The sequence below is a fragment of the Stutzerimonas chloritidismutans genome (assembly GCF_038562055.1).
In the GTDB taxonomy this organism is placed as follows: Bacteria; Pseudomonadota; Gammaproteobacteria; order Pseudomonadales; family Pseudomonadaceae; genus Stutzerimonas; species Stutzerimonas chloritidismutans_A.
In genome coordinates, this window is the sequence record NZ_JBCFXD010000003.1 from 1 (window position 1) to 25965 (window position 25965).

General features: G+C 57.9%; 21 protein-coding genes and 2 pseudogenes. 14 read left to right on the forward strand and 9 right to left on the reverse strand.

Annotated features, from left to right (window positions below; translation table 11 throughout):
- The 4 genes and pseudogenes from lnt to AAGW23_RS06610 form a co-directional block, all read left to right on the forward strand.
- On the forward strand, positions 1-581 hold a 581-nt coding region (lnt, locus tag AAGW23_RS06595; protein WP_342405519.1), incomplete at its 5' end, for an apolipoprotein N-acyltransferase.
- Positions 582-688: 107 nt separating this feature from the next.
- Positions 689-1156 (forward strand): signal peptidase II, encoded by a 468-nt coding sequence (lspA, locus tag AAGW23_RS06600; RefSeq protein ID WP_028697018.1) that lies wholly within the window; start codon positions 689-691, stop codon positions 1154-1156.
- 83 nt (positions 1157-1239) lie between these two features.
- A complete protein-coding gene (locus tag AAGW23_RS06605; protein WP_342405520.1) occupies positions 1240-1383 on the forward strand; it encodes a hypothetical protein in 144 nt (47 codons plus the stop codon).
- A gap of 32 nt (positions 1384-1415) precedes the next feature.
- A pseudogene (locus AAGW23_RS06610) lies at positions 1416-2408 on the forward strand (ISL3 family transposase); the annotation flags it as partial.
- A gap of 35 nt (positions 2409-2443) precedes the next feature.
- On the opposite strand, the gene AAGW23_RS06615 reads toward AAGW23_RS06610, so the two are convergent.
- The 8 genes from AAGW23_RS06615 to AAGW23_RS06650 all read right to left on the reverse strand — a co-directional run bounded on the left by AAGW23_RS06615 (position 2444) and on the right by AAGW23_RS06650 (position 10106).
- Complete coding sequence (locus tag AAGW23_RS06615; protein ID WP_342405521.1) at positions 2444-5413, reverse strand: Tn3 family transposase; 2970 nt, start codon at positions 5411-5413, stop codon at positions 2444-2446.
- Between the two features lie 2 nt (positions 5414-5415).
- Positions 5416-5976: a recombinase family protein gene (locus AAGW23_RS06620; protein WP_342405523.1), complete on the reverse strand. Its 561-nt coding sequence runs from the start codon at positions 5974-5976 to the stop codon at positions 5416-5418.
- 129 nt (positions 5977-6105) lie between these two features.
- Complete coding sequence (locus AAGW23_RS06625; RefSeq protein ID WP_003090696.1) at positions 6106-7065, reverse strand: DUF3330 domain-containing protein; 960 nt, start codon at positions 7063-7065, stop codon at positions 6106-6108.
- 26 nt (positions 7066-7091) lie between these two features.
- Positions 7092-7328: a broad-spectrum mercury transporter MerE gene (gene merE / locus AAGW23_RS06630; RefSeq protein ID WP_003090697.1), complete on the reverse strand. Its 237-nt coding sequence runs from the start codon at positions 7326-7328 to the stop codon at positions 7092-7094.
- The gene (merD, locus tag AAGW23_RS06635; RefSeq protein ID WP_003090698.1) at positions 7325-7690 is read right to left on the reverse strand and encodes a mercury resistance co-regulator MerD; all 366 of its coding nucleotides are present in this window, start codon (positions 7688-7690) and stop codon (positions 7325-7327) included. Before merD ends, merE begins: the two co-directional genes overlap by 4 nt.
- A 17-nt stretch (positions 7691-7707) precedes the next feature.
- On the reverse strand, positions 7708-9393 hold the full coding sequence (merA, locus tag AAGW23_RS06640) for a mercury(II) reductase (protein ID WP_342405633.1): 1686 nt from the start codon (positions 9391-9393) through the stop codon (positions 7708-7710).
- Positions 9394-9464: 71 nt separating this feature from the next.
- Positions 9465-9740, reverse strand: coding sequence for a mercury resistance system periplasmic binding protein MerP (merP, locus tag AAGW23_RS06645; RefSeq protein ID WP_000732290.1), 276 nt, complete (start codon positions 9738-9740; stop codon positions 9465-9467).
- 15 nt (positions 9741-9755) lie between these two features.
- Positions 9756-10106, reverse strand: coding sequence for a mercuric transport protein MerT (locus AAGW23_RS06650; RefSeq protein ID WP_001294666.1), 351 nt, complete (start codon positions 10104-10106; stop codon positions 9756-9758).
- 71 nt (positions 10107-10177) lie between these two features.
- Between AAGW23_RS06650 and AAGW23_RS06655 the strand changes: the two genes are divergently transcribed.
- The gene (locus AAGW23_RS06655; protein ID WP_000414383.1) at positions 10178-10612 is read left to right on the forward strand and encodes a mercury resistance transcriptional regulator MerR; all 435 of its coding nucleotides are present in this window, start codon (positions 10178-10180) and stop codon (positions 10610-10612) included.
- Positions 10613-10666: 54 nt separating this feature from the next.
- Positions 10667-10978 (forward strand): annotated as a pseudogene (locus AAGW23_RS06660) (transposase); the annotation flags it as partial.
- A gap of 290 nt (positions 10979-11268) precedes the next feature.
- On the opposite strand, the gene AAGW23_RS06665 reads toward AAGW23_RS06660, so the two are convergent.
- Complete coding sequence (locus AAGW23_RS06665; RefSeq protein ID WP_138487292.1) at positions 11269-11454, reverse strand: helix-turn-helix transcriptional regulator; 186 nt, start codon at positions 11452-11454, stop codon at positions 11269-11271.
- A gap of 336 nt (positions 11455-11790) precedes the next feature.
- Between AAGW23_RS06665 and AAGW23_RS06670 the strand changes: the two genes are divergently transcribed.
- The 8 genes from AAGW23_RS06670 (at position 11791) to AAGW23_RS06705 (ending at position 25790) form a co-directional block, all read left to right on the forward strand.
- Positions 11791-12693 (forward strand): hypothetical protein, encoded by a 903-nt coding sequence (locus tag AAGW23_RS06670; RefSeq protein ID WP_342405653.1) that lies wholly within the window; start codon positions 11791-11793, stop codon positions 12691-12693.
- A gap of 105 nt (positions 12694-12798) precedes the next feature.
- Complete coding sequence (locus AAGW23_RS06675; RefSeq protein ID WP_342405654.1) at positions 12799-15987, forward strand: helicase-related protein; 3189 nt, start codon at positions 12799-12801, stop codon at positions 15985-15987.
- 3 nt (positions 15988-15990) lie between these two features.
- Positions 15991-16743 carry a DUF4391 domain-containing protein gene (locus tag AAGW23_RS06680; protein ID WP_342405656.1) on the forward strand — a complete coding sequence of 251 codons (753 nt, stop codon included), beginning with the start codon at positions 15991-15993 and terminating at the stop codon, positions 16741-16743.
- 134 nt (positions 16744-16877) lie between these two features.
- Positions 16878-18905, forward strand: coding sequence for a site-specific DNA-methyltransferase (locus AAGW23_RS06685; RefSeq protein WP_342405657.1), 2028 nt, complete (start codon positions 16878-16880; stop codon positions 18903-18905).
- Between the two features lies 1 nt (position 18906).
- Complete coding sequence (darT, locus tag AAGW23_RS06690) at positions 18907-19542, forward strand: type II toxin-antitoxin system toxin DNA ADP-ribosyl transferase DarT (protein ID WP_342405658.1); 636 nt, start codon at positions 18907-18909, stop codon at positions 19540-19542.
- Between the two features lie 14 nt (positions 19543-19556).
- Complete coding sequence (gene darG / locus AAGW23_RS06695; protein ID WP_342405659.1) at positions 19557-20615, forward strand: type II toxin-antitoxin system antitoxin DNA ADP-ribosyl glycohydrolase DarG; 1059 nt, start codon at positions 19557-19559, stop codon at positions 20613-20615.
- Between the two features lie 111 nt (positions 20616-20726).
- On the forward strand, positions 20727-23741 hold the full coding sequence (locus tag AAGW23_RS06700) for a type III restriction-modification system endonuclease (RefSeq protein ID WP_342405660.1): 3015 nt from the start codon (positions 20727-20729) through the stop codon (positions 23739-23741).
- A 30-nt stretch (positions 23742-23771) separates the two neighbouring features.
- On the forward strand, positions 23772-25790 hold the full coding sequence (locus AAGW23_RS06705) for an ATP-binding protein (protein WP_342405662.1): 2019 nt from the start codon (positions 23772-23774) through the stop codon (positions 25788-25790).
- The last annotated feature ends 175 nt before the right edge of the window (positions 25791-25965 follow it).

The following is a 25965-nucleotide window of genomic DNA, read 5'->3' on the forward strand; positions in this document are numbered from 1 at the left end:
ACGCCGTGGTAAGCCTCTCCGATCCCTCAGGCTTCTACTACAAACGCCACCTGGTGCCCTTCGGTGAATATGTTCCGTTTCGGGATCTTTTGGGGTCGGCCCTCGACGTGCTCGGGGCGCCCATGTCCGACTTCACACCGGGACGGGAAGCGCACGTCCTGAATGCAGCAGGGGTGCCCGTAGGGGCACTCATCTGCTACGAGGCGGTCTTTGGTGCCGAAGTCACAGAACTTCTGCCCGAAGCGCAGTTACTGGTGAATGTCAGTAACGATGCCTGGTTCGGCAGCTCGCTCGGCCCTTTCCAGCACTTCCAGATGGCACGCATGCGTGCCATCGAAACCGGCCGAGACCTTCTTCGAGCCACGAACACCGGTATCACAGCAGCCATCAATCATGAGGGCAAAGTGCTCAAGCGTGCTCCGCAGTTCGAAGTGGCCACCCTCAGCGCCGAAGTGACACCGCGAACTGGCGCGCCCCCTTATGTGCGCTGGCGGGATTGGCCTGTCCTTGGCCTGACCGCACTCGGACTCGGCCTGCTCCTGCTCCGTCGAATTCGTCGGCATCATCGGTTGGGTACATGACGCTTGTTATTTAGCAGCGAGCAAATTCTAGATTGGGTCAGGAGGAAGGGGATATGTCTACTTATGGCAGTCGGCTCGCAGAGAAAGCCCACGAGCCGGGAAAGGCGATGCGCTGGCTGTGGCTCTCGCTCCTGTTACTGTTTGTCGATCAGGCGAGCAAGTACCTTGCCAGCACCATGCTAGCGCATGGTGAAAGCGTGCCTGCCGCACCCTTCTTCAATTGGGTCCACCGCCACAATACGGGGGCGGCCTTCAGCTTTCTCGCCGATGTCGGCGGTTGGCAGCAGCCGCTTTTCATCGGACTGGCCCTGGTTATCTCGATATTACTGGTGTACTGGCTTTGGCGTTCACCACGCGTACTGAGTTATCGGCTCGCCCTCAGTGCGATCCTCGGCGGCGCGTTGGGCAATGTCGCAGATCGCTTGCGGTTAGGCTACGTAGAGGATTTTCTCGATTTTCACTATGCCCAGTGGCACTGGCCATCGTTCAACCTAGCGGACGTATGGATCTTCCTCGGTGTCGCCCTCTTTATTTGGGCGGAAATACGACATCAACCAGGCAGCCGCCGCCGCTGAATCGCCTAGCGTCTTCGCTATCGCATGCTTGACTTCCGGAATAGGCGCGTCCTGGGTAAAGCCATTGAGTTGTTTGCTAAACCGTGAGTAAAAAGGAATTCAGCATTGCTGCTGCTTTTGTGGTCGCATCCGGTATGCCATTAGAAATAGCGATTCCAGCCGCATTTTTTGCAGTGATCCAGATGATCACCTCACCTATTGCGGCCAAGATTCTCGCACCAGGCTGAAAAGCTCCAGAAAAACGACTGAAGAATGTTTGATGACTAATCTACCTGTCAATATATTGCACCTTCATGAGTATAACGTTTGTGATATTACAGAGAGCGAGCATGACTTTCATTTCCAAGTGGAAGCTAAAACTCCTCTTGCTTGCGAGGAATGCGGCGTAGAAGGTGAGTTCGTCAGGTTCGGGAAGCGCGACGTGGCTTACCGTGACATGCCTATTCACGGAAAGCGGGTTACGCTCTGGGTGGTCCGTCGTCGCTATACCTGCCGGGCGTGCGGGAAGACGTTCCGGCCTGAGCTACCGAAAATGGCGGACAACCACCGCATGACACGGAGGCTTTACAATCACGTTGAAAAGGAGGCTTTCAACCACCCCTACGCCTACGTGGCTGACACCACGGGCCTCGACGAGAAGACCGTCCGCGAAATCTTCAAGAAGAAGGCCGAGCTCCTGGCGGCCTGGCACCGCTTCGAGACACCCCGTTGCCTGGGGATCGACGAACTGTATCTGAACCGCCGCTACCGCTGCATTCTGACCAACCTGGAGGAACGTACCCTGCTGGATCTGCTGCCTGGTCGCCAGCTGGAGGCGGTGACAAGGCGCCTCATGTGCATGACCGACCGCCATCAGGTGGAGATCGTCAGCATGGACATGTGGAAGCCCTACCGTCGTGCCGTCCAAGCGGTGCTGCCTCAGGCCCGCATCGTGGTCGATAAGTTCCACGTCGTGCGGATGGCCAATGAGGCCTTGGAGAAGATCCGCAAAGGCCTCAGGAAGGAGTTGACAATCGGTCAGCGTCGAACTCTCAAAGGAGACCGGAAGATACTCCTGAAGCGGGCTCACGACGTCTCAGACTACGAACGGCTCATCATGGAGACCTGGACCGGGGGCTTCCCCCATCTCCTGGCGGCCTACGAGCACAAGGAGCGGTTCTTCCACATCTGGGACTGCACCAACCGACGTGATGCAGAGAAGGCTCTAGCTTCCTGGATTGACGGCATCCCACAAGGGCAGAAGGAGGTCTGGAAGGGGTCGCCTCAGAAAACGGAAAATAAAGCACGCTAAGCCGGTTGCAACGGTCGTAGCGGCCTGAACTTGCCCGCGCCGATCTTGGCGCTGCTGCGCCAGAGGTAATCGCCGGTCAGGTTGATGTGTTCCCAGCCGAGCGGCGACAGGTATTGCAATAGCGCGTCATCGACAGCATGCCCGTTGCCACGCAACGCATGTGCTGCGCGCTCCAGATAGACCGTGTTCCACAACACGACGGCCGCCGTCACCAGGTTGAGGCCGCTGGCCCGGTAGCGCTGCTGCTCGAAGCTGCGGTCGCGGATTTCGCCCAGACGGTTGAAGAATACGGCGCGGGCCAGCGCGTTGCGCGCTTCGCCCTTGTTCAGTCCAGCGTGGACGCGGCGGCGCAGCTCCACGCTTTGCAACCAGTCCAGGATGAACAGCGTGCGTTCGATGCGCCCCAGCTCGCGCAGGGCGATGGCTAAGCCGTTCTGGCGCGGATAGCTGCCGAGTTTCCGAAGCATCAGCGAGGCTGTCACCGTGCCCTGCTTGATCGAGGTCGCCAGCCGCAGAATTTCATCCCAGTGGGCACGAATAGCCTTGATGTTCAGCTTGTCGCTGCTAATCATCGGTTTGAGCGCATCATAGGCGGTATCCCCCTTGGGGATGAACAGCTTGGTGTCACCCAGGTCGCGGATGCGCGGCGCGAAGCGGAAGCCCAGCAGGTGCATCAGGGCGAAGACATGATCGGTGAAGCCCGCCGTGTCGGTGTAGTGTTCCTCGATGCGCAGGTCGGACTCGTGGTACAGCAGGCCGTCGAGTACATAGGTCGAGTCGCGCACGCCGACATTAACCACCTTGGTGTGGAACGGCGCGTACTGGTCGGATATATGGGTGTAGAAGGTTCGCCCAGGGCTGCTGCCATATTTCGGGTTGATGTGGCCGGTACTCTCGGCCTTGCTCCCGGTTCGGAAGTTCTGGCCGTCCGACGATGACGTGGTGCCGTCACCCCAATGTTCGGCGAAGAGATGCCGGCATTGGGCGTTCACCAATTCAGCCAGCGCTGTCGAATAGGTTTCGTCGCGGGTATGCCAGGCTTGCAGCCAGGCGAGCTTGGCGTAGGTCATGCCGGGGCAGGACTCGGCCATCTTGGTCAGGCCCAGGTTGATCGCGTCGGCCAGGATGGTGGTCAGCAGCAGGTTTTTGTCCTTGGCCAGGTCGCCCGATTTCAGGTGTGTGAAATGGCGGGTGAAGTCCGTCCACTCATCGACTTCGAGCAGCAGTTCGGTGATCTTGACGTGTGGCAGGATCATGGCTGTCTGGTCGATCAGCGCCTGCGCGGTGTCGGGTACCGCCGCATCCAGCGGCGTGATCTTCAGGCCCGACTCGGTGATGATCGCATCCGGCAGGTCGTTGGCCGCTGCCATGCGGTTGACCGTGGCAAGCTGCGCTTCAAGCAGCGTCAGGCGGTCGTGCAGGTACTGGTCGCAGTCGGTGGTCACGGCCAGCGGCAATTCACTGGACTGCTTGAGATTGGCGAATTTCTCAGGCGGCACCAGGTAGTCCTCGAAGTCCTTGAATTGGCGCGACCCCTGCACCCAGATATCGCCCGAGCGCAGCGAGTTCTTCAGCTCCGACAGCGCGCACAGTTCGTAGTAGCGCCGGTCGATACCCGCGTCAGTCATCACCAGCTTCTGCCAGCGCGGCTTGATGAAATCGGTCAGGGCATCAGCGGGCACCTTGCGGGCGTTGTCGGTGTTCATGCCACGCAGTACCTCGATGGCATCGAGCACGTTCTTGGCGGCGGGTGCGGCCCGCAGCTTGAGCACGGCAAGGAATTCCGGCGCGTAGCGGCGCAAGGTGGCGTAACTTTCGCCGATGCGGTGCAGGAAATCGAAGTCATCGGGCTGAGCGAGCTTCTGCGCCTCGGTGACGCTTTCGGCGAAGGCATCCCAGGACATGACGGCCTCGATGGCGGCGAACGGATCGCGGCCAGCTTGCTTGGCCTCGATCAGCGCCTGGCCGATGCGCCCGAACAGCCGCACCTTGGCGTTGATCGCCTTGCCGGATGCCTGAAACTGCTGCTGATGCTTGTTCTTGGCGGCGTTGAACAGCTTGCCCAGGATGCGGTCGTGCAAGTCGATGATTTCGTCGGTGACCGTGGCCATGCCCTCGATGGCCAGCGCCACGAGGGTGGCGTAGCGCCGTTGCGGCTCGAACTTGGCTAAGTCGGCGGGCGTCATCTGGCCACCCTCACGGGCGATCTTGAGCAGGCGGTTCTGGTGCACCGACCGCTCGATACCGGAAGGCAGATCGAGCGCCTGCCACGCCTTGAGGCGTTCGATGTGTTCCAGCATGTGCCGCGAGTTCGGTTTAACCGGCGACTGGCGCAGCCAGGCCAGCCAGGTCGTCTTGCCGTTGTCCCGGCGCCTGAGCAGATCGTCGAGGCGGCGGCGATGCGTGTCCGACAGTGGTTCGGCCAAGGCGTCATAGATGCGCCGGTTGGCGCGAGTGATGGCCTCGGCGCTAGCGCGCTCGATGGCGTTGAGCGCGGGCAGGATGATCGACTGTCGCCGCAGATGCTCAACCAAGGTGCTAGCCAGCACGATGCCTTTGTCGGTTTGCATGGCCAGGTCGGTCAGCGTGTGCACGGCCTGCCGGTAGTGGCTCATGGTGAACGGCTGGAAGCCAAACACCGTTTGCAGCTCGACCAGGTGCTCGCGCCGGGTCTGCTCCCGCTGCCCGTACTCATCCCAGCTTTCGACGCCGACCTTGAGTTGGTCGGCGACCAGCTTCAACAAGGGCGGGAACGGCGGCTGATCGACCCCAAGGATGACGCCGGGAAAGCGCAGGTAGCAGAGCTGCACGGCAAAGCCCAAGCGATTCGCAGGCCCGCGCCGCTGGCGGATGATGGAGAGATCGGTATCGCTGAACGTGTAATGTCGAATTAGGTCGTCCTTGGTGTCCGGCAACGCCAACAGGCTTTCCCGCTCGGCGGCGGACAGTATGGAACGACGAGGCATATTTATTGATCCAATTTCAAGTATTGATACAGGGTCTCCCGGCTGACACCAAATTCACGGGCCAGCTTCGCTTTTTGCTCGCCCGCCGTGACGCGCCGTTTCAGTTCAGCAATCTGTTCACCGCTCAGAGACTTCTTTCGGCCTCGGTAGGCTCCGCGTTGCTTAGCGAGCGCGATGCCTTCGCGCTGCCGCTCACGGATCAAGGCCCGCTCGAATTCGGCGAATGCCCCCATCACCGACAACATCAGGTTTGCCATCGGTGAGTCCTCGCCGGTGAAGGTCAGGCTTTCCTTGACGAACTCGATGCGTACGCCGCGCTTGGTCAGTTTTTGTACGAGGCGGCGCAGGTCATCGAGGTTGCGCGCCAGCCGATCCATGCTGTGCACCACCACGGTGTCGCCTTCGCGCACGAAGGCCAGCAGCGAGTCGAGTTCAGGCCGCTGGGTGTCCTTGCCCGATGCCTTGTCGGTGAACACCCTGCCAACTTCGACCTGCTCCAATTGCCGTTCCAGGTTCTGGTCGAAGCTGCTGACCCGGACGTAGCCAATGCGTTGACCCTGCAAGATGCCTCCCAACCTCAAAATGTCAGGAAGAACTCTATGACTTTTAGTCGCAGGTGTCAATAAACGCGAAAGCTAACTCTATTCTGACGTTGCAGAGTGGTCTATCCTGACATCAGGATAGGGTATGCCTCAGTCTGACAGTGATGAGTCGCAGGCGTTCGGATCGGCATCGGTTTCGCTCCCGGTCTTGGCGCGCGCCTGGAAGCGCTGATAGCACTCCAGCCCGCAGAAGTGCTCGACGTATTCCGCGCCTTCCGGGGTGAAGGCGGCATCGAGCGGGATTTCCTTGCAGCACACGCAGCAACTGGTGGCAGTCGGATCATTTGCATTCATGGTGGCACCCCTCCATTGACTGACGAAGACGGCGAATGCCGCCGCCGGCATCGGCTTGGCGAACAGGAAGCCTTGTCCTGTGTCGCAGTCCGCTTGTCGCAACAAATCAAGACTCGCCGATGTTTCCACGCCTTCGGCCACTACTTCCATGCCAAGCCCATGCGCAAGCTGAATCACGGTGCGCACGATGGTCTGGTCGCGGTGGTCGTTGGCGAGTCCGGCGACAAACGATTGGTCGATCTTGAGCGTGCTGATGGGGCAGCATTTCAGGTGTTGCAGGCAGGAATAGCCGGTGCCGAAGTCGTCGGCGGCGAAGCGCACACCGATCTGTCGCAAAGCTTCCAGGGCGGGGAAGATCGCCGGATCACCGAACGCAACCGATTCGGTCAGCTCAATTTCAAGATACGCGGCGGGCAACCCGGCATCGGCCAGCACGCCCTTTACCCACTTGTCGAAATCTGGCCCCACTTGGCTCGCCGAAACATTGACGGCCAGCCGGAACGGTTGCCATGCCAGCACCCGCCAGTCGCGCATTTGACGGCAGGCTGCGCCCAGCACCCATGCGCCGATTTCCGGCATCAGGCCGGACGATTCGATCACGGGCAGGAACTGGCCCGGCGGCAACAGTCCGAGCGTCGGATGACGCCAGCGCAACAGGGCTTCCGCGCCGACAATCTGCTCACTGCGCAAATCGACAATCGGCTGGTAGTGCAGCTCAAGCTGCCCGCGCTCGACCGCCTGCGCCAGTTGCGCCACTGTCCATTCAATTGGCTGGGAAGCGCTCATGATCGACCTCTGAAGGCCCGCAGCAGCCGCGTCACAGACAGGACAAACAAGCCGGTCAGCGTGAGGGCTGCAATACCCCAGTGCTCGCCGATGAACGCGCCGGCCGTCGTGCCGGCCAGCACAATGGCGAGAATCGGCAAATGACAGGGACAGGTGAGCACCGCCAGCGCACCCCACAGGTAGCCGGTGAACGGCTTGTGTGTCTCGGTCGGCAAGCGCTCGGGGCTGTTCATGGCAGACTCTCCGCTTGCTGGGCCGGCGCGGTCGGCATCGCGGCCAACTGCACTTCCAGATCGGCCAACGCTTCGCGTCGGCGTTCGACGAACTGACTCAGCACGGCAAGCTGTGCGGCTGTTTCATCGCAGTCCGCCGCATCCAGCGCCCGGCACAACCGCGCCAATGCGTCCAGGCCGATGCCCGCCTCAAAAGCGGCCCGCACAAAGCACAGCCGCTGCAAGGCGGCGTCATCGAACAAGCCGTAGCCGCCCGTGGTGCAGGCGACTGGCCGCAGCAATCCGCGCAGCAGGTAGTCGCGCACGATATGCACGCTCACCCCGGCCTCAAGGGCCAGTCGGGACACTGTGTAGGCGTTCATCGAACACCTCCTTTTCCTTATCCGGCGCAGCAGGACAGTTGCTTCACGTCCTTGCTGAAGGTCTGCGCCGCGAGCTTCAAGCCCTCGACCATCGTTAGGTAGGGGAACAACTGGTCGGCTAGTTCCTGCACCGTCATGCGGTTGCGAATGGCGAGAACAGCCGTCTGGATCAGTTCGCCCGCTTCCGGGGCCACCACCTGTACGCCAATCAGCCGTCCGCTGCCTTCCTCGATGACCAGCTTGATGAAGCCGCGGGTATCGAAGTTGGCGAGCGCACGCGGCACGTTGTCGAGCGTCAGCGTGCGGCTGTCGGTTTCGATGCCATCGTGGTGCGCTTCCGCCTCGCTGTAGCCCACGGTCGCCACTTGCGGGTCGGTGAACACCACGGCCGGCATCGCGGTCAGATTGATGGCGGCGTCGCCGCCGGTCATGTTAATGGCCGCACGAGTGCCGGCCGCTGCCGCCACATAGACGAACTGCGGCTGGTCGGTGCAGTCGCCGGCCGCGTAGATGTTCGGGCTACTGGTGCGCATGCCCTTGTCGATGACGATGGCCCCCTGCGCATTGACGGCTACCCCCGCCGCTTCCAATGCCAGGCTGCGCGTGTTCGGTGTCCGGCCGGTGGCGACCAGCAGCTTGTCGGCGCGCACTTCGCCCTGTCCAGTGGTCAGCACGAATTCGCCGTCCACATGGGCGACTTGGCTGGCTTGCGTATGTTCCAGTACCTTGATTCCTTCGGCACGGAAGGCGGCTGTGACGGCCTCGCCGATGGCAGGGTCTTCGCGGAAGAACAGCGTGCTGCGCGCAAGGATCGTGACCTGGCTACCCAGCCGGGCGAAGGCTTGCGCCAGTTCCAGCGCCACCACCGACGAGCCGATGACGGCCAGGCGTTCGGGAATGGTGTCGCTGACCAAGGCCTCGGTCGAAGTCCAGTAGGGTGACTCTTTCAGGCCCGGAATCGGCGGCATGGCCGGACTGGCACCCGTGGCGACCAGGCAGCGGTCGAACATCACGACGCGCTCACCACCCTCGTTCAAACTAACGATAAGGCTCTGGTCGTCCTTGAAACGCGCTTCACCGTGCAGAACGGTGATGGCTGAATTGCCGTCCAGGATGCCTTCGTACTTGGCATGACGGAGTTCTTCGACACGGGCCTGCTGCTGGGCCAGCAGCCGCTCGCGCAAGATCGTCGGCGGTGTGGGTGGCATGCCGCCGTCGAATGGGCTTTCCCGGCGCAGATGGGCGATGTGGGCGGCGCGGATCATGATCTTGGACGGCACACAACCGACGTTGACGCAGGTGCCGCCGATGGTGCCGCGCTCAATCAGCGTGACCTGCGCGCCTTGCTCGACGGCCTTCAGTGCTGCCCCCATCGCGGCTCCACCGCTGCCGATCACGGCGACTTGCAACGGGCGCTCGCCGCCGCTGCCCTTGTCGGCGGCACCCATCCAGCCGCGCACCTTGTCGAACAGCCCAGTGCGGTTGTCGGTCGGCGGGGCATCGGCGAGCATCGCTTTGTAGCCCAGGCCAGCCACGGCGGCGGTCAGTGCGTCCGGCGCTGTGCCTGGATCAAGGGCGAGCTGGGCCGCGCCCTTGGCATAGGACACTATGGCAGATTGGACGCCGGGTACTTTTTCCAGCGCTTCCTTGACGTGCGCCGCGCACGAGTCGCAGGTCATGCCGGTGATTTTTAGATGGGTCATGCGACAGATCCTTTTTCGTTTGTGGTAGCAGACAAGGGCGTCAGATGTGCTGCGCTGCCGTTTTCAGTGCCTCACTTCTTGACGCTGGACGGATAGCCTGCGTCTTCGGTGGCCTTGGTCAGCTTCTGCACGCTGGTCTTGGCATCATCGAAGGTGACAACCGCTTCGCGTGTCTCGAAGGTCACGTTAACTTTGCTGACGCCTTCGACCTTGGAAATCGCCTTCTTGACGGTGATCGGACAAGCGGAGCAGGTCATGCCCGGTACGGACAGCGTGACGGTCTGGGTGGCGGCCCACACGGGGGCAACAACGGCAGCGATGGCGAGAGAGGCAAACAGTTTTTTCATGATGAACTCCTGTGATTAATAGAAAAATGGCATGACGTAGGGAAATCCGAGCGCGACCAGAACCAGCGCGGCCACGACCCAGAAAATGAGCTTGTAAGTAGCGCGCACTTGGGGAATCGCACACACATCCCCTGGTTTGCAGGCTTGCGCCGGTCGGTAGATGCGCCGCCAGGCGAAAAACAGCGCCACCAACGCCGCGCCGATGAAGATCGGGCGATAAGGTTCCAACACCGTCAAGTTGCCGATCCAAGCGCCGCTGAACCCCAGGGCGATCAGAACCAGCGGCCCCAGGCAGCAAGCCGAGGCGAGGATGGCGGCTAGCCCGCCAGTGAAGAGCGCCCCGCGCCCGTTTTGAGGTTCAGACATACGCTTGTCCTTTCAAATCTGGATTGGATAGCTTAAGCTTACTTCCGTACCAATGTACGGAGTCAAGCGATATGGAAAAAAATTTGGAGAATCTGACTATTGGCGTTTTCGCCAAGGCGGCCGGGGTCAACGTGGAAACAATCCGGTTCTATCAGCGCAAGGGCTTGTTGCCGGAGCCGGACAAGCCCTATGGCAGCATCCGCCGCTATGGCGAGGCGGATGTGACGCGGGTGCGCTTCGTGAAATCAGCCCAGCGGCTCGGATTCAGCCTCGACGAGATCGCAGAGCTGCTGAGGCTGGATGACGGCACCCACTGCGAGGAAGCCAGCAGCCTGGCCGAGCACAAGCTTCAGGACGTGCGCGAAAAAATGACCGACCTGGCGCGCATGGAAACCGTGCTATCCGAACTTGTGTTCGCCTGCCATGCGCGGCAAGGGAACGTTTCTTGCCCGCTGATTGCTTCGCTGCAAGGGGAGAAAGAGCCGCGTGGTGCCGACGCGGTGTAGCCGAGGGTAGTTACGCCTTAGCGTGCTTTATTTTCCGTTTTCTGAGACGACCCCTGGAAGGATCTCGTCAGTGCTGTCAGTGGCTGGCGTGAAGAGATGCTGACCTACTTCGAGACTGACATCCCGATCACCAACGCCTTCACGGAGTCGATCAACCGCCTGGCTAAGGACAAGAACCGCGATGGCCGAGGCTACTCATTCGAGGTGATGCGGGCCCGGATGCTCTACACCACCAAGCACAAGAAGAAGGCGCCGCAGACCAAGGAATCCCCGTTCCTGGGCAGGGCTACAATGACCTACAGCATGGGCCTCCCCGAGCCCGAAAAGAACTTCGGCGTCGATCTATCAACCTTCTGGGAGGATTAAGGGTTCGAGGGGGCAAGGAAGCTCTATCTACCACTTAATCCGGATACCCCATTTTTTTTGCCCCGCGGCCAACTAACGCTTCCTGGCTGACTGGTAAACCGCTTCCCGCTCACGCTTGCCCACGCTCACGACCAGCACAACCACCCGCTCATTCTCGACCCGAGACCAATTGATAGCCAGCTGTGCGCAGCTTGATCTTGTAGTTTCCCGGCAACTGAGGGCACCGGCCTGAACCTTGGGTGTTTCAAGACGCTCACCCACGGTATGGCTGCTTAGGAGGGCCGAGCCAATCAGACCCTACCGCGCTCTTCGATTCTCGACTGGATCCACGCGTTTACCTCGCATTCAATCCAGCCAACACATCGCCCAGTGAGGGGCACAGGTCTAGGAAACTCGCCTGAGCCAATGAGCTTATAGATTGTTGATCTGGCGAGCCCCGTAGTGAGAATAACCGCACTCAACCGCAACACTTTCATGACAAACCATACTCCGATTGTTACTTTCAGAGCAGGTTGGACTAAGTTCCTGCATTCAAGCCACAAACCACCTGGAAGGCTTAAGCAAAGGGCATGCACGAGACCAAAATCCCTTTCGGTGAGCGTGACGGCATTCTCTATCGGGCGCGTGAGGTCGAGAACGGGCTTCGGTGTGGCTGCGTATGCCCGGGCTGTAAGCAGCCGTTAAACGCAGCCAACAATGGCGAGAAAGTCATTCCACACTTCCGCCATGCGAAATCGAACGACTGCTTTGATGGCTTCCGCGAAGGCGTCAGACGCGCTGCGGTCGCGCTAATCGCTCAGCACAAACAGCTCATGCTCCCAGCGCTGATAGAAACAGTCAGAGTGGCTACACAATGTGGCCGGCTGCTGGAGGAAAAGGTCGAGCTGCAGCCGGTGGTCACCACTGCAGAGAGCGTTGAGCGGTTCGTCGACTTGGACGGCATGAGAGGTCATGCCGTCCTGCATCAATCCGATAGGCGACTGATCATCCGAATCAAGCTCTCCTCACGGATGGAGCATGAGCGTTATCGCCTGCTCAAAGGCCTTGATCACTCCAGCATGGAGATCGATCTCAACCACCTGACACTGGAGCAAATCAATGATCCGGCCAGCTTCGAGCACGCTGTTCTACACGACCCAGAAAACCGAAATTGGATCCGATCTATACGCGGCGAAAGGCTCGCGGCAATCGCGCAGCAAAAGCTTCAGTCACTTGCGGTCGAACTGAATGCTCAGTGGCAACTCGAACAGGCCGAGCGCGATGCTGCAGAGAAAGCCCGACAAATTGAGCACGACAAAGAGAAAGCCGAATTGCTGCTTGCACTCGAAGCCCATAGAGCCAGGCAGCTTCAAATCGCGGTCGAGCAATCGGCCACAGAGCAGGACAACACTGCGCAGGGCCGAGCTGAGCTGATCGCGGGAACCATGCTGAAAGCTCTACAGGTCTGGGGAGGGAAAGCCGTTGAATGCACAGCCTGCCATTTGCTCAGCCCACCTGAGTCCCAGTTCTGCCTTTACTGCGACGCGTCTACCAGCAAGGTAAACCCCGTGACGTTATCGCCGGATATACCCTCAACCATTCACAAACGTATGCGCTGCTCAGCGAAGCCCACCATGTCGATGAAATCGGTGCCTCGCCTACTCCTAAGGCCCGACTTGAAGGCCAGTGCAGACATCCTAATCACACCCGTCTTACAGAAAGATGCCACGCAGTAGCCGCTGACCACATGCTGGCGCGCTGCCATACAGACACTGCGCCACGCATAGAAACCCGTTTATGATGCCTCGCAAACTGTGAATCACTGCGCAAGGGAGCACGCAATGAGGTTGATTCAGAACGCTGGCCAAGACCGAGTTATCGATTTGCTCAATGAGCGAATGAAACCGGATCACCAGCTGGCCTGTGCATCCCCGGCGCTGTCCTTGTTCGCTTTCTCTGAGCTGGCCAAATCCCTCGGCCAGCTCCACAAGGTCCAACTGATCCTGCCATCCGGCAGCGAGAGCCTGGAGTTGCTTGGCGGTGAAGCGGACCGCGCTACACGCAATCGCCTCATTGCCCGAAGTCTGGCCCGTCGCTGCCACCAGTGGCTGCACGCCAAGGTCGAACTGAAGCGCGCAAGCTCAGTCATTCCGCAAGGTATCGGTTTGCTGAGAGATGCTGCTGGCACTCCCGACCAGGTGGTCATGGGCTCCTTCGCCCTGACCACCGATGGCCTCGGTATAACGCCGGGCAATCCCATGAGCCTGATCCAGGCCAGCGAGTCGCCCCAGGAAGCAGCCATGTTTGCGCCTTGGTTTGATAACCAATGGCAAACCCTGAACACCCGCCCCAGCGATAAAACCGAGCTGCTGAATGCGCTGCGCGAAATTGCCGAGCAGCGCTCACCGGCCACACTGTACAACCTGGTTCTCCATCAGCTCTTCAAAGAAAAGGACGATGGGCTGGATGAAGAGCGCGTTGTGAAGTCCGCCACCGGCATCCGCAATACGGTGGTCTGGAACAAGCTCTTCAAATTTCAACGCGATGGCGTCGTGGGGGCCATCGACAAGCTCAACCGCTTTGGCGGCTGCATCATTGCCGACAGTGTGGGCCTGGGTAAAACCTTCGAAGCACTTGCCGTCATCAAATACCACGAACTGCGCAACGACCGTGTGCTGGTGCTGTGTCCAAAGCGCTTGCGTGACAACTGGACGCTCTACAAGGCAAATGACCGGCGCAACGTGCTGGCGTCAGACCGGTTCAACTACGACGTCCTCAATCACACTGACCTTTCTCGCGAGGCCGGGCTCTCCGGCGACCTCGATTTGTCCCACATCAACTGGGGCAACTATGACCTGGTCGTGATTGATGAGTCGCATAACTTCCGCAACAAGAAAGCCCCGCGCCAAGGGCAGGAAACACGCTACGACCGCCTCATGCGCAGAATCATCCGCGAGGGTGTAAAAACCCGAGTCCTGATGCTGTCCGCCACCCCGGTCAACAATCGCCTGGCTGACCTGCGTAACCAGATCGCGTTCGTGACGGAGGGCGATGACAACGCCCTGTTTGAACACGGTATCAGCAGCATCGAAGCCACCACCCGCAAAGCCCAGCTGCAGTTCAATCGCTGGCTGGATCTGGATGAGCGCGAGAAGACCCCGGAGCGCCTGGTCGAAATGCTCGGCTTCGACTACTTCACCCTCCTCGACCTGCTGACCATCGCCCGCTCGCGTCGGCATATCGAGAAGTACTACGGCACCACCGAAACCGGCCGTTTCCCCACACGCCTGCCCCCGATCAACATCAAAGCTGACGTGGATGCTGCTGGGCAATTTCGCGCCATTCGTGAAATCAACCAAGAGATTCGCCGGCTCAACCTCGCAAGCTATGCGCCGCTGCGCTACGTCCTGCAGCACAAACAAGCGGCTTACGACGCCAAATACAGCACCGAGATCCGCGGTGGCGAAAGCTTCTTCCGCCAGGCAGACCGCGAGGAGAGCCTGATCCACCTGCTGCGCATCAACGTCCTCAAGCGCATGGAAAGTGCGGTGTCGTCGTTTGCGCTGACCCTCGAACGACAACTCAGTGATGTCGAACGCACGCTCGAACGTATCGAGCAACACGCCCACGAAATTGAAGAAATCGATATCGCCGATGTCGACATCGACGATCCAGCGTTCGAAGCACTGTTGGTCGGACGCAAGGTCAAGGTGCTGCTGAGTGACGTCGACCTGGTGCGTTGGAAGCAAGATCTGCTGGAGGATCGCAATCGCCTGGCCACGCTGCTATCTGCAGCACAACAAGTACAACCCCAGCGTGATGCCAAACTGGCAGAGCTGCGCAAGATGCTCGCTGAGAAGTGCCAGAGCCCGATCAACCCAGGCAATCGTAAGGTCATCATCTTCACCGCCTTTGCCGACACGGCACGCTACCTGTACGACCAGCTCGCCTCCTGGGCCAATGAAACCTTGGGTGTGCAAACGGCCTTGGTCACCGGCTCCGGCCGCAACCAAACCACGATCCCCGGCCTGCGTACCGATCTGGCATCCATACTGACGACCTTCTCTCCACGCTCGAAAGAGCGTCCTGCCGACCTGGCCGAGGAAGGCGAGCTGGATCTGCTGATTGCCACCGACTGCATTTCCGAAGGCCAAAACCTGCAGGACTGCGACTGGCTGATCAACTATGACATCCACTGGAACCCGGTGCGGATCATCCAGCGCTTTGGTCGAATCGACCGTATCGGTTCACCCAACCAGCACATCCAGTTGGTCAACTTCTGGCCCAATATGGAGCTGGAGGAATACATCAACCTGGAGCAACGCGTCAGTGGTCGTATGGTTCTGCTAGACGTATCTGCCACCGGGGAAGAGAACCTGATCGAAGCGCAGTCCGGCGATGCGATGAACGATCTGGAATACCGCCGCAAGCAACTGCTCAAGCTGCAGGATGCCGTCATCGACCTGGAAGACCTGTCCAGTGGCGTATCGATTACCGACCTCACCCTCACCGACTTCCGTATCGACCTTGCCCAGTACCTCAAGGCCCATCCAGGGGTGTTGGAGAACATGCCGCTGGGTGCCTGTGCCATTACTACAACGCGTGACGAGGACATACCGCCCGGCATTATTTTTTGCCTGCGTGCTGAGGGAGAAGCTGCCGACAAGATTAGCGATGGCTACCCACTTGCGCCCCACTACCTCGTCCATGTGGCAGAAGATCAAACCGTGCTACTGCCCTTCACCCAGGCCAAGCGCATTCTGGATCGACTCAAGCGCCTGGCCCTTGGCCGCGAACTGCCTGATGCCACCGCTGGCAACCGGTTCGATGAGCTCACCAAGCAGGGCGAAGATATGCGCTATGCGCAGAGCCTGCTGGCAGCTGCAGTGTCATCTGTAGCCGGCAAAAGCGAAGAGCGCGCCATTGCCAGCCTGTTCAACCCAGCCGGTAGCCATGCGATGAAAGGCGAGTTCGCCGGCAGCAACGACTTCGAAGTGATCGCCTTCATGGTCATACTGCCCCAGGAGTGAGCCGTGGTTGCCGAGGACATCATTGCAGCCCTGCAACTGCCTGAGCAGGCACGGGTCAATCAGCGCGTATCCAAAAAGCTGCTGATCGATAATCTGGCTCCGACAGCAACGGATCGCCAGCAGATCAATGAAGGCATTGAAGAGGTCCGGTGGGTTGCCGCGCTAAAGCCCGGCAATTGCGGCATACCCGCTTACCGCGACACCCAACGTGAATACGTGGAAGTCGCCGTGCTGCACCTCACCCTGCGCCCGTCAGCTCGACCAGCCAGGCTCATAGAACTGCTGCACCGCGCTATACCTCACCCAACCCTACTAATGATCAGCACGCCGGAGTCGGTACAGCTCTCCCTGAGCCACAAACGTTGGGCTCAGAACGAAGCCGGCAAGACCGTGCTCGATGGTGAAATCACCACTGCTACGGTGCCAGCCTCCCCTCAGATCACCACAGCTCTTCTCGATGCGGTAAGCCTGGAGCGTCAACCGCGTAGTGACATGAGCGTTTTTTATCAGGGCTGGATAGATACCCTGCTGGCCCTACAGGCAGCGCAGCATACGGGAGGTTTTCGCACGGCCAACAGCCCGCTTGATGCCACTGCCAGACGCCAAGCCCTGCAAGCCTGCATCGAGCTGCAAGGACAGATCGCCACATTGCGCGCCCAGGCGCAAAAGGCTCAGCAGATTGCCCGTCAGGTGGAGCTAAACCTGCAACTGAAGCAGCTACAGCAAGCGCTCAGCGAAGCCCAAGCCAGACTGTAGGGCGATGGTTTCAGCCAGTAGCAAAACCTGGCCAACAAGCCTTAAAAGGCTGTCGAAATGGAATACCATGCCAGCCAGCATTACACCGCGCCTGCAAACACGTACATGCAGGTAGATCGTGAAGGAAATAGCGAATGACCATGCAAATAATCGACGCACAGTCGCCGGAAGCGCACAGCGCCGACCTCAAGGCCGAAAACATCGACAAACTCAAAGCCTTGTTCCCTGAGCTGATCACCGAAGGCCCCAATGGCGTGGCCATCAACCAGGACGTGCTCAAACAGCTAGTCGGCGACGCCACCGTAACGGACGCCGACGAAAAGTACGGCCTGAACTGGCACGGCAAGCGCGCAGCACGCCAACTGGCGCTCACGCCCAGCACCGGTACGCTACTGCCCTACCCCGATGAAAGCGTGGACTGGGACAGTACGCAAAACCTGATGATCGAGGGCGATAACCTCGAAGTCCTAAAGTTGCTGCAAAAGAGCTATGCGGGCAAGGTCAAGCTGATCTATATCGATCCGCCATACAACACTGGTGACGACTTTGTTTATCCAGATAATTTCGAAGATAGTATCTCTAGTTATCTAGAACTAACCGGACAAGTTGAGTCCGGAAGAAAAATAACCAGCAACACCGAAGCTAGTGGTCGATTCCATACTGCATGGTTAAACATGCTCCACCCTAGACTCAAGCTAGCCAGAAATCTGCTTCAATCAGATGGCTACATTGCGGTTAGCATAAATGATCGCGAGCTAAGCCACCTTCGCCAAATAATGAACGAAATTTTCGGCGAAGAGAATTTCATTTCTGTATTGGTCTATGACAAAAATAGAAAGAACGACGCGAAACTTGTATCCAACGGACACGAATACATGGTGATTTATGGAAAAAATAAATCACTACTAACAGAGCTTGACGTGCGGCTGCGCGCCCCAAAAGAAGGCGCAGATGAAGTAAAAGAAATCTTTGAGAAACTCAGAAAAGAACTCAATGACGACTGGAAAAAAATTGCTGAGGAACTAAAGAAATTCTATTCTACATTTAGCGAGGATGACCCTCGACTTCCTCTAGCAAGATTTACCAAAGTTGATGAGCGCGGCCCATATCGAGATGACGGAGATCCAAGTTGGCCTGGCGGCGGCGGGCCTCGCTATAAAGTTCCTCATATCAAAACAGGTAAGCCATGTAAAATTCCAAGCAGGGGGTGGGTATGGCCAACCTACGAGCGCATGAAGGAAGAAATTGACGCAGGCAATATAGCCTTTGGGGAAGACGAAACAACCATCCCATCAGTACGAAGAAATCTTTTCGAGAAAAACGATCAGGTTATGCGTAGCGTGCAGTTCAGCTATGCTCAAAAAGCAAGCCAAGATTTTGCAGAAATTTTTGATGGCAAGAGCATTTTTCAGAATCCTAAAAGCTACTTGGACATGAAGAAGATAGTTGAGTACTTCTCTTCAGGTAACGACGTCGTTTTAGATTTTTTTGCAGGATCAGGTACCACCGGACACGGCGTAATGCTTGCAAACGCCGATGGCAATCAGCGCCGGCGGTTCATACTTGTGCAGCTACCCGAGCCACTAGATCTAGAAAACAAAGACCAGAAAAACGCTGCAGAGTTTTGTTTGGAATCAGGCTTTCAGATGAAACTCTCTGAAATAACAAAAGAACGCTTACGCAGAGCAGCAATCAGAGTAAACACTGAATTTCCTAGCCAGCAGGGCGATCTTGGCTTCCGCGTTTATAAACTTGACTTCTCCAACATCCGGGCTTGGAATCAAAATCCAGAAGATATTGAACGCAGCCTTCTTGATCACCAGGATCACCTTATTGAAGGCCGGAGCGAGTCCGACATTCTCTACGAACTGCTGCTGAAGCTCGGTCTAGACCTGTGCGTACCCATCGAGCAGCAGCAGATCGCCGGCAAAACGGTGCACAGCATCGGCGGTGGCGTCCTGCTGGCCTGCCTTGCGGAGCGAATTACTCGCGATCAGGTGGAAGACCTGGCTCAGGGCATTGTTGCATGGCACAAGGCGCAAGCCCCAGCCAGCGACAGCACCTGCGTGTTCCGTGACAGCGCCTTTGCCGACGACATTGCCAAAACCAACCTGGCCGCCATCCTCAACCAGGCCGGCATCAAGAACGTGCGGAGCCTGTAAAATGGCCGTGCCTGCGCAGCCCAAGATTTATCACATCTGTCATGTGGACCGTTTGCCGTCCATCATCGCCAGCGCCAGCTTGCTGTCCGATGCGGTACTGTTGAATCAGGCGTTGCCAGGCACTGTCATTGGTATGAACCACATTAAGCAGCGTCGCCTGCAACTGGAGCTAGATAGTCATCCGGGCCTACATGTCGGTGAATGTGTGCCGTTCTACTTCTGCCCGCGCTCGGTGATGCTGTTCCTGATCAGCCGGGGCCATCAAGACCTTGCCTACAACGGCGGCCAAGGGCCTATCGTACATTTGGAGGCTGACCTGCATGCGACCGTACAGTGGGCTAATGTCCAAGCTAGGCGCTGGGCATTCACATTGTCCAATGCAGGCTCGAACTACTTTGAGGATCGTGCAGATCTGGCACAACTGAACGAGATCAATTGGGATGCTGTAGCAGCGCGGATCTGGCACCAGTGCAAAGAGCCTAAGCAAGCAGAGTTCCTGCTCGAACAGAGCTTTCCATGGCACCTGGTCGAGCGCATCGGTGTACAGTCGCGGCAAATTTATACGCAGGTAGCGAATGCACTGCCTGCACAGGGGCACAGACCAACGGTCGAGCTGCGCCCTGAGTGGTATTACTGAGTGAAGAGCCAGTCATGATCGAATTTACCAGCGGAGACATCCTGCGGGATGACTCTGAAGCCATCATCAACACCGTGAACTGTGTCGGTGTAATGGGCCGTGGCATTGCCTTGCAGTTCAAAAATATGTGGCCGGAGAACTTCAAAGCATACGCGGCGGCCTGCAAGCGTGAAGAGGTGCAGCCTGGCCGGATGTTCGTGTTCGAAACCAACCAGCTCACATTGCCACGCTACATCATTAACTTCCCTACCAAGCGCCACTGGCGCGGCAAAAGCCGCCTGCAGGACATAGACGCAGGGCTCAGTGCCCTGGTGGCCGAGATTCACAACCGAGGTATCCGCTCCATCGCCATCCCACCGTTGGGCAGCGGTTTGGGTGGGCTTGATTGGGCTGAGGTGCGACCGCGTATTGAAGCAGCCATGGCCGACCTGCCGGATGTGCACGTGCGCGTCTACGAACCCAAGGGTGCCCCCGCTGCTGACACGATGCACCACAGCCGCGAAGTACCAAGCATGACCGCTGGGCGCGCCGCACTGGTGGAACTGATGAATCGCTATGTGCGCGGCCTGCTTGACCCGACGATTAGCCTGCTGGAAGTACACAAGCTGATGTACTTCATGCAGGCAGCGGGCGAGCCGCTGCGCCTCAAGTACGTCCAAGCCGCCTATGGCCCTTACGCCGAGAATCTTCGCCACGTACTGCGCGCGATTGAAGGTCACTTGGTAGCGGGCTATGCCGATGGCGGCGATGCACCCGACAAACCCCTAACGCTGGTGCCTGGCGCAGTCGATGACGCTAACGCCTTCCTGGAAGCGAATGCCGAAACCCGCGCCCGATTTGACCGGGTCGGAGAGCTGGTAGAAGGCTTTGAAACGCCCTTCGGCTTGGAGCTGCTTGCGACCGTGCACTGGATCGTCAAAGAGGGTGATCCTGTTTCCAGTGTCGACGAGGTAGTCGCCCGCACCTACGCCTGGAACGCTCGCAAGAAGCAATTCACGCCACGCCAGATCGGTATCGCCGTAAATGTACTGGCAAGCAAAGGCTGGATCGAGCCCATAGCCCTGAGCGCCTGAAAGACACCCTGAATCTGACTCCCCATGCCACCTCGCAGCATGGGGGAGTCGAGCGGCTAACTGACAGAATTCTCGCCCTTGCCTGAAGGCGAGCTTGAAAATGGATTGAACATGAAACTGCACTTCGAGCCGGATCTCGACTATCAACTACAGGCTATCGAAGCGGTATGCGATCTGTTCCGTGGCCAGGAGGCGTGCCGTACCGAGTTCACGGTCACCATGAAGGCCCCTGCCCCGGCCGAAAGCGACCCGAGCGACGCACCACAGCAGTACGCCCTAGGCATTGCTGAATCCGACCTGGGCGTCGGCAACCGCCTGACGCTGCTTGACGACGAACTGCACAAGAACCTCAGTGACATCCAGTTGCGCGGTGGGCTACCGCCTTCCGGCATGCTCACCTCTGGCGACTTTACCGTCGAAATGGAGACAGGTACTGGGAAGACCTACGTTTATCTGCGCAGCATCTTCGAGCTGAATAAACGCTACGGCTTTACCAAGTTCGTCATCGTGGTGCCGTCGGTTGCGATCAAGGAAGGCGTCTATAAGTCCCTGCAGATCACCGAGGAACACTTCAAAAGCCTTTATGCCGGCGTGCCCTACGACTACTTCCTGTACGACTCGAACAAGCTCGGCGAAGTACGCAACTTTGCTACCAGCTCAACCATCCAGATCATGGTGGTGACCGTAGGTGCGATCAACAAGAAGGACGTCAACAACCTCTACAAGGACAGCGAAAAAACCGGCGGCGAAAAGCCCATCGACCTGATCAAGGCAACCCGCCCGATCCTGATTGTCGACGAGCCACAGAGCGTCGATGGCGGCCTTAAAGGGGCCGGCAAGACCGCACTGGATGCCATGAACCCGCTGTGCACCTTGCGCTATTCCGCAACCCATGTAGATAAACACCACATGGTCTACCGGCTGGACGCGGTTGACGCCTACGAGCGCCGCCTGGTCAAACAGATCGAAGTGGCCTCGGCAACGATTGAGGATGCCCACAACAAACCGTTTGTTCGGCTGGTAGCGGTCAGCAACAAGCGCGGCACGATTTCAGCCAAAGTCGAGCTGGATCTGGGCACAGCCACAGGTGGCGTATCTACCCAAGAGGTCACGGTCTACGACGGCGACGATCTGGAGCAGGCAACCAAGCGCGCCGTCTATAAAGATCTTCGCATCGGCGAAATCAACACCGCCAAAGGCGAGGAGTTCGTCGAGCTGCGCTACCCAGGTGGCGAGAAGTACCTGCGCATTGGTGAGGTCCATGGCGGCGTGGAACCGTTGGCGATTCAGCGCGAAATGATCCGCCGCACGATCAAGGAGCACCTGGACAAGGAAAAGCGCTTCCGCCCCATGGGCATCAAAGTGCTGTCGCTATTTTTCATCGATACGGTCGAGCGTTATCGCCAGTACGACGCTGACGGCAATCCAGTGAAAGGCGTGTACGCGACCATCTTCGAAGAAGAATACAAACGTTTCGCCAAGCACCCGGACTACCAAAGCCTGTTCAGCGAGGTCGACTTCAACCACAGCGCTGAAGAGGTGCATAACGGTTACTTCTCCATCGACAAAAAGGGCGGCTGGTCTGACACCGCTGAGAATAACGCCGGCAACCGAGAAAACGCTGAGCGCGCCTACAACCTGATCATGAAGGACAAGGAAAAGCTGCTCACCTTCAGCACGCCGCTGAAGTTCATCTTTTCCCACTCGGCACTCAAGGAAGGCTGGGACAACCCCAACGTGTTCCAGATCTGCACTCTGCGTGACATTCAATCCGAGCGTGAACGCCGGCAAACCATAGGGCGCGGCCTGCGCCTATGCGTCAACCAGAGCGGCGAGCGGGTGCGTGGCTTCGAGGTGAACACGCTCACCGTGATTGCCACCGAGAACTACGAAACCTTCGCTGAAAACCTGCAGAAAGAGATCGAAGAAGACACCGGCATCCGCTTCGGCGTCGTCGAAGAACACCAGTTCGCGGCTGTTGCCATCACCAGCGCTGATGGCGAGTCCAAGCCGCTTGGTTTTGATCAGTCAAAGGTTCTTTGGGACTTCCTGAAAGCCCAGCATTACGTCAATGCCAAAGGCCAAGTGCAAGACTCACTGAAGCAGGCACTCAAAGAAGGCCTGCTTCAACTACCACCGGAGTTCGAGGCTCAGCGCTCACAAATAGTTGAGCTGCTAAAGAAAGTCTCCGGCCGCCTGGAGATCAAGAACGCTGACGAGCGCCGCGCCGTCCCGACACGCCAGGCAGTGCTGCAGAGTGAAGAGTTCAAGGCCCTGTGGGATCGGATCAAGCACCAGACCACCTATCGCGTTGACTTCGATAACGAAAAACTGATCGGCGACTGTATCGACAACCTGCAGAAAGCTCCAGCCGTGTTCCGCCCTCGCCTGCAATGGCGCAAGGCGGACCTGGCCATCGGCAAGTCGGGGGTGGAAGCCAACGAGAAGAAAGGTGCCTACACCGTCACCTTGGATGAAAGCGACATCGAGCTGCCAGATATTCTGACCGACCTACAGGATCGCACGCAGCTGACTCGCCGCACCCTGGTGCGCATCCTCACGGAAAGCAACCGCCTGGACGACTTCAAGCGCAACCCCCAGCAGTTCATTGAGCTGGCCGGCGAAATCATCAATCGCGGCAAGCGCCTGGCGCTGGTAGACGGCATCAGATACGTAAAACTGGGTGACGACAACTTCTACGCTCAGGAGCTTTTCGAGCAGCAGGAGCTGACGGGCTACTTAAAGAACATGCTGCTCAACACCGAGAAATCCGTCTACGAGCATGTGGTCTACGACTCAGCCATCGAGCGAGACTTCGCCCAAGCGCTCGAACACAACGACGCCGTGAAGGTTTACGCAAAGCTGCCCGGCTGGTTCCGCATCCCTACCCCGCTCGGCAGCTACAACCCCGACTGGGCAATACTGGTCGAGCAAGACGGCGCCGAACGCCTCTACTTCGTGGTGGAAACCAAAAGCAGCCTGTTCAATGATGACCTGCGCCCGATTGAGCAAGCGAAAATCGACTGCGGCACCGCTCACTTTGATTTGCTTGCAACGGATGAGGCTAGCCTGCGCTTCGGCCGGGCGAGTAGCGTGGATGATGTGATTGCGGGCAGGCTAAATTAACGGAATAGGACAAACATAATGGAGCAAGCGATGACCGAGGAAATGGCAGCACCACTGAACGGGACAAAATACGTTCACGTGCAAGCACAGGCCGATCATCTGGAATCACTTGCTCGTGGCAAGCCCGTTAATGCTCTGGCTGAACTCATCTGGAATGCACTGGATGCCGATGCAGACCAGGTGCACGTCCGAATCACGGACAACGACTTAGGCAACCCAGCGGAAATTGAGGTGCTAGATAATGGCAACGGCATTACAGTCCACGATGCCGAACAAGCCTTTGGCAATCTGGGTGGCTCTTGGAAGCGGGAATATAGAGCATCTGCCGGTTCTCAAAAGAAACTACATGGCCGTAATGGCAAGGGCCGATTCAAGGCTTTTGCTCTAGGGCATGATGTCATCTGGGATACAGCTTTTTTTGAGAGTCCAGACAGGCTGTTCCAGCAAGCCATCAAAGGAAGTGCGAGCAACCTTCAAGACTTTGAGATCAAAGAGGCTCAACCCGCCCCCACTGGCCGCTTCCGCGGCACAAGAGTCCAGATCACTAACCTTCAGGACTCCCTGGGAGTACTTGCACAGGATGGAGCTGCAGCCAAGCAGCTGGCTGAGATTTTTGCACTCTACTTGCGCAATTATCCCGCCACAAACATCACCTTTCGAGACGAGCGCATTGATCCGAAGTCAGTGCAAAAATCACACGACTCTATTGAGTTACCAGCATTTCATGCAATAGATGGCACCGAGATACAGGCCAAGCTAGACATTGTTGAATGGAGCTTTTCTAAGAAAGAGCGGCGGATCTGTCTTTGTGATAACGATGGCTTTGCACTCCACGAGGTTGAAGCCGGCATCCGCCCCGGAAGCGAGTTCAACTTTACGGCGTTCCTCCGCTCCGACTACATCGCAAAGCTGAACCATGAAAATTTACTTGCTCTTGATGATCTAAATGCCGACCTACGTCGGCTTGTCGACAATGCACGTACGGCAATGCGCTCACACTTTCGCCGCAGAAAAGCGGAGACCGCATCAGAGCTGGTTCAGCAGTGGAAAGATGAAGGCGTCTACCCATTCGAGGGAGATGCAGGCAGCGAGCTAGAACAAACGCGAAGAGAAGTCTTCGATATCTGCGCCCTGAACGTGCATCAGTATCTGGACTCGTTTCGCGAGGGACACACCAGGAATCGCCAATTCACGCTTCGAATGCTCAAAACCGCTCTCGATGAGAACCCCGAGGCCTTGAAGCGCATTCTCACGGAGGTTTTGGATCTTCCTAAAGAGAAGCAATCCGAGCTTGCCGACCTACTTCAGTACACCACGCTTGCAGCCATCATTGAAGCCAGCAAACTAGTCACGGATCGACTGCAGTTCCTTGCCGGGTTAGGAGAGCTTCTATTCGACGCCGAATCTAAGCGAGAGCTGAAAGAGCGCACGCAACTACACCGGATGCTGGAGAGCGAGACTTGGATCTTCGGGGAAGAATACCTACTGACCAGCAGCGACGAGAACCTGAACACGGTTTTGCGCAAACACCTGGCCAAACTGCGTCCTTCCGAGAAAAAAACCAGAAAGCCCAAAGCAGTGGTAAGAGATGACGGCTCCCAGGCAGTGATCGATTTGCTACTGGGTCGGGAAATACCCGCGTATGCGAAAAAACGCCGGGAATACCTGGTCGTAGAGCTGAAGCGCCCGTCACAGAAAATCGATCTTGCGGTGAAATCACAGATTGAGAGTTATGCAATGGCGGTAGCTGCAGATGAACGCTTCGATAAGCACAACACCTTCTGGACATTTCTCGCCGTATCGAACGAAATGACTGAGGAAGCGGCGCGCTCAGTACGCCAACAGGGGAAGGCATTCGGCTTTTTCCATGATGATCCAAACCTGAAGATCGGACTGGCTACCTGGAGTGAAATACTCGGAGCTTCCCGCGCCCGCCTGGAAGCTTTTCGCGAAAAGCTGGATTACACAGCTACAAAAGACGAGGGCGTAGCGCTGCTGCACAGCAAGTACTCGCAATATCTCCCCCAGTCACTAAAAACAAAACAATAACGCAACAAATACAACGTCACCTCAAAGCATGGGCGGTGACTTGATTCACGCCGTTGAGGCCCGCCGGACGCCCAGATAACGAGCTCTATTAGAATAAAACGATAAAGCAGGTGACGGTAGACCAAATAAACTTTCTGCCATTACGCCAAAAGGCATAAAGCGAAAAAATTAAACA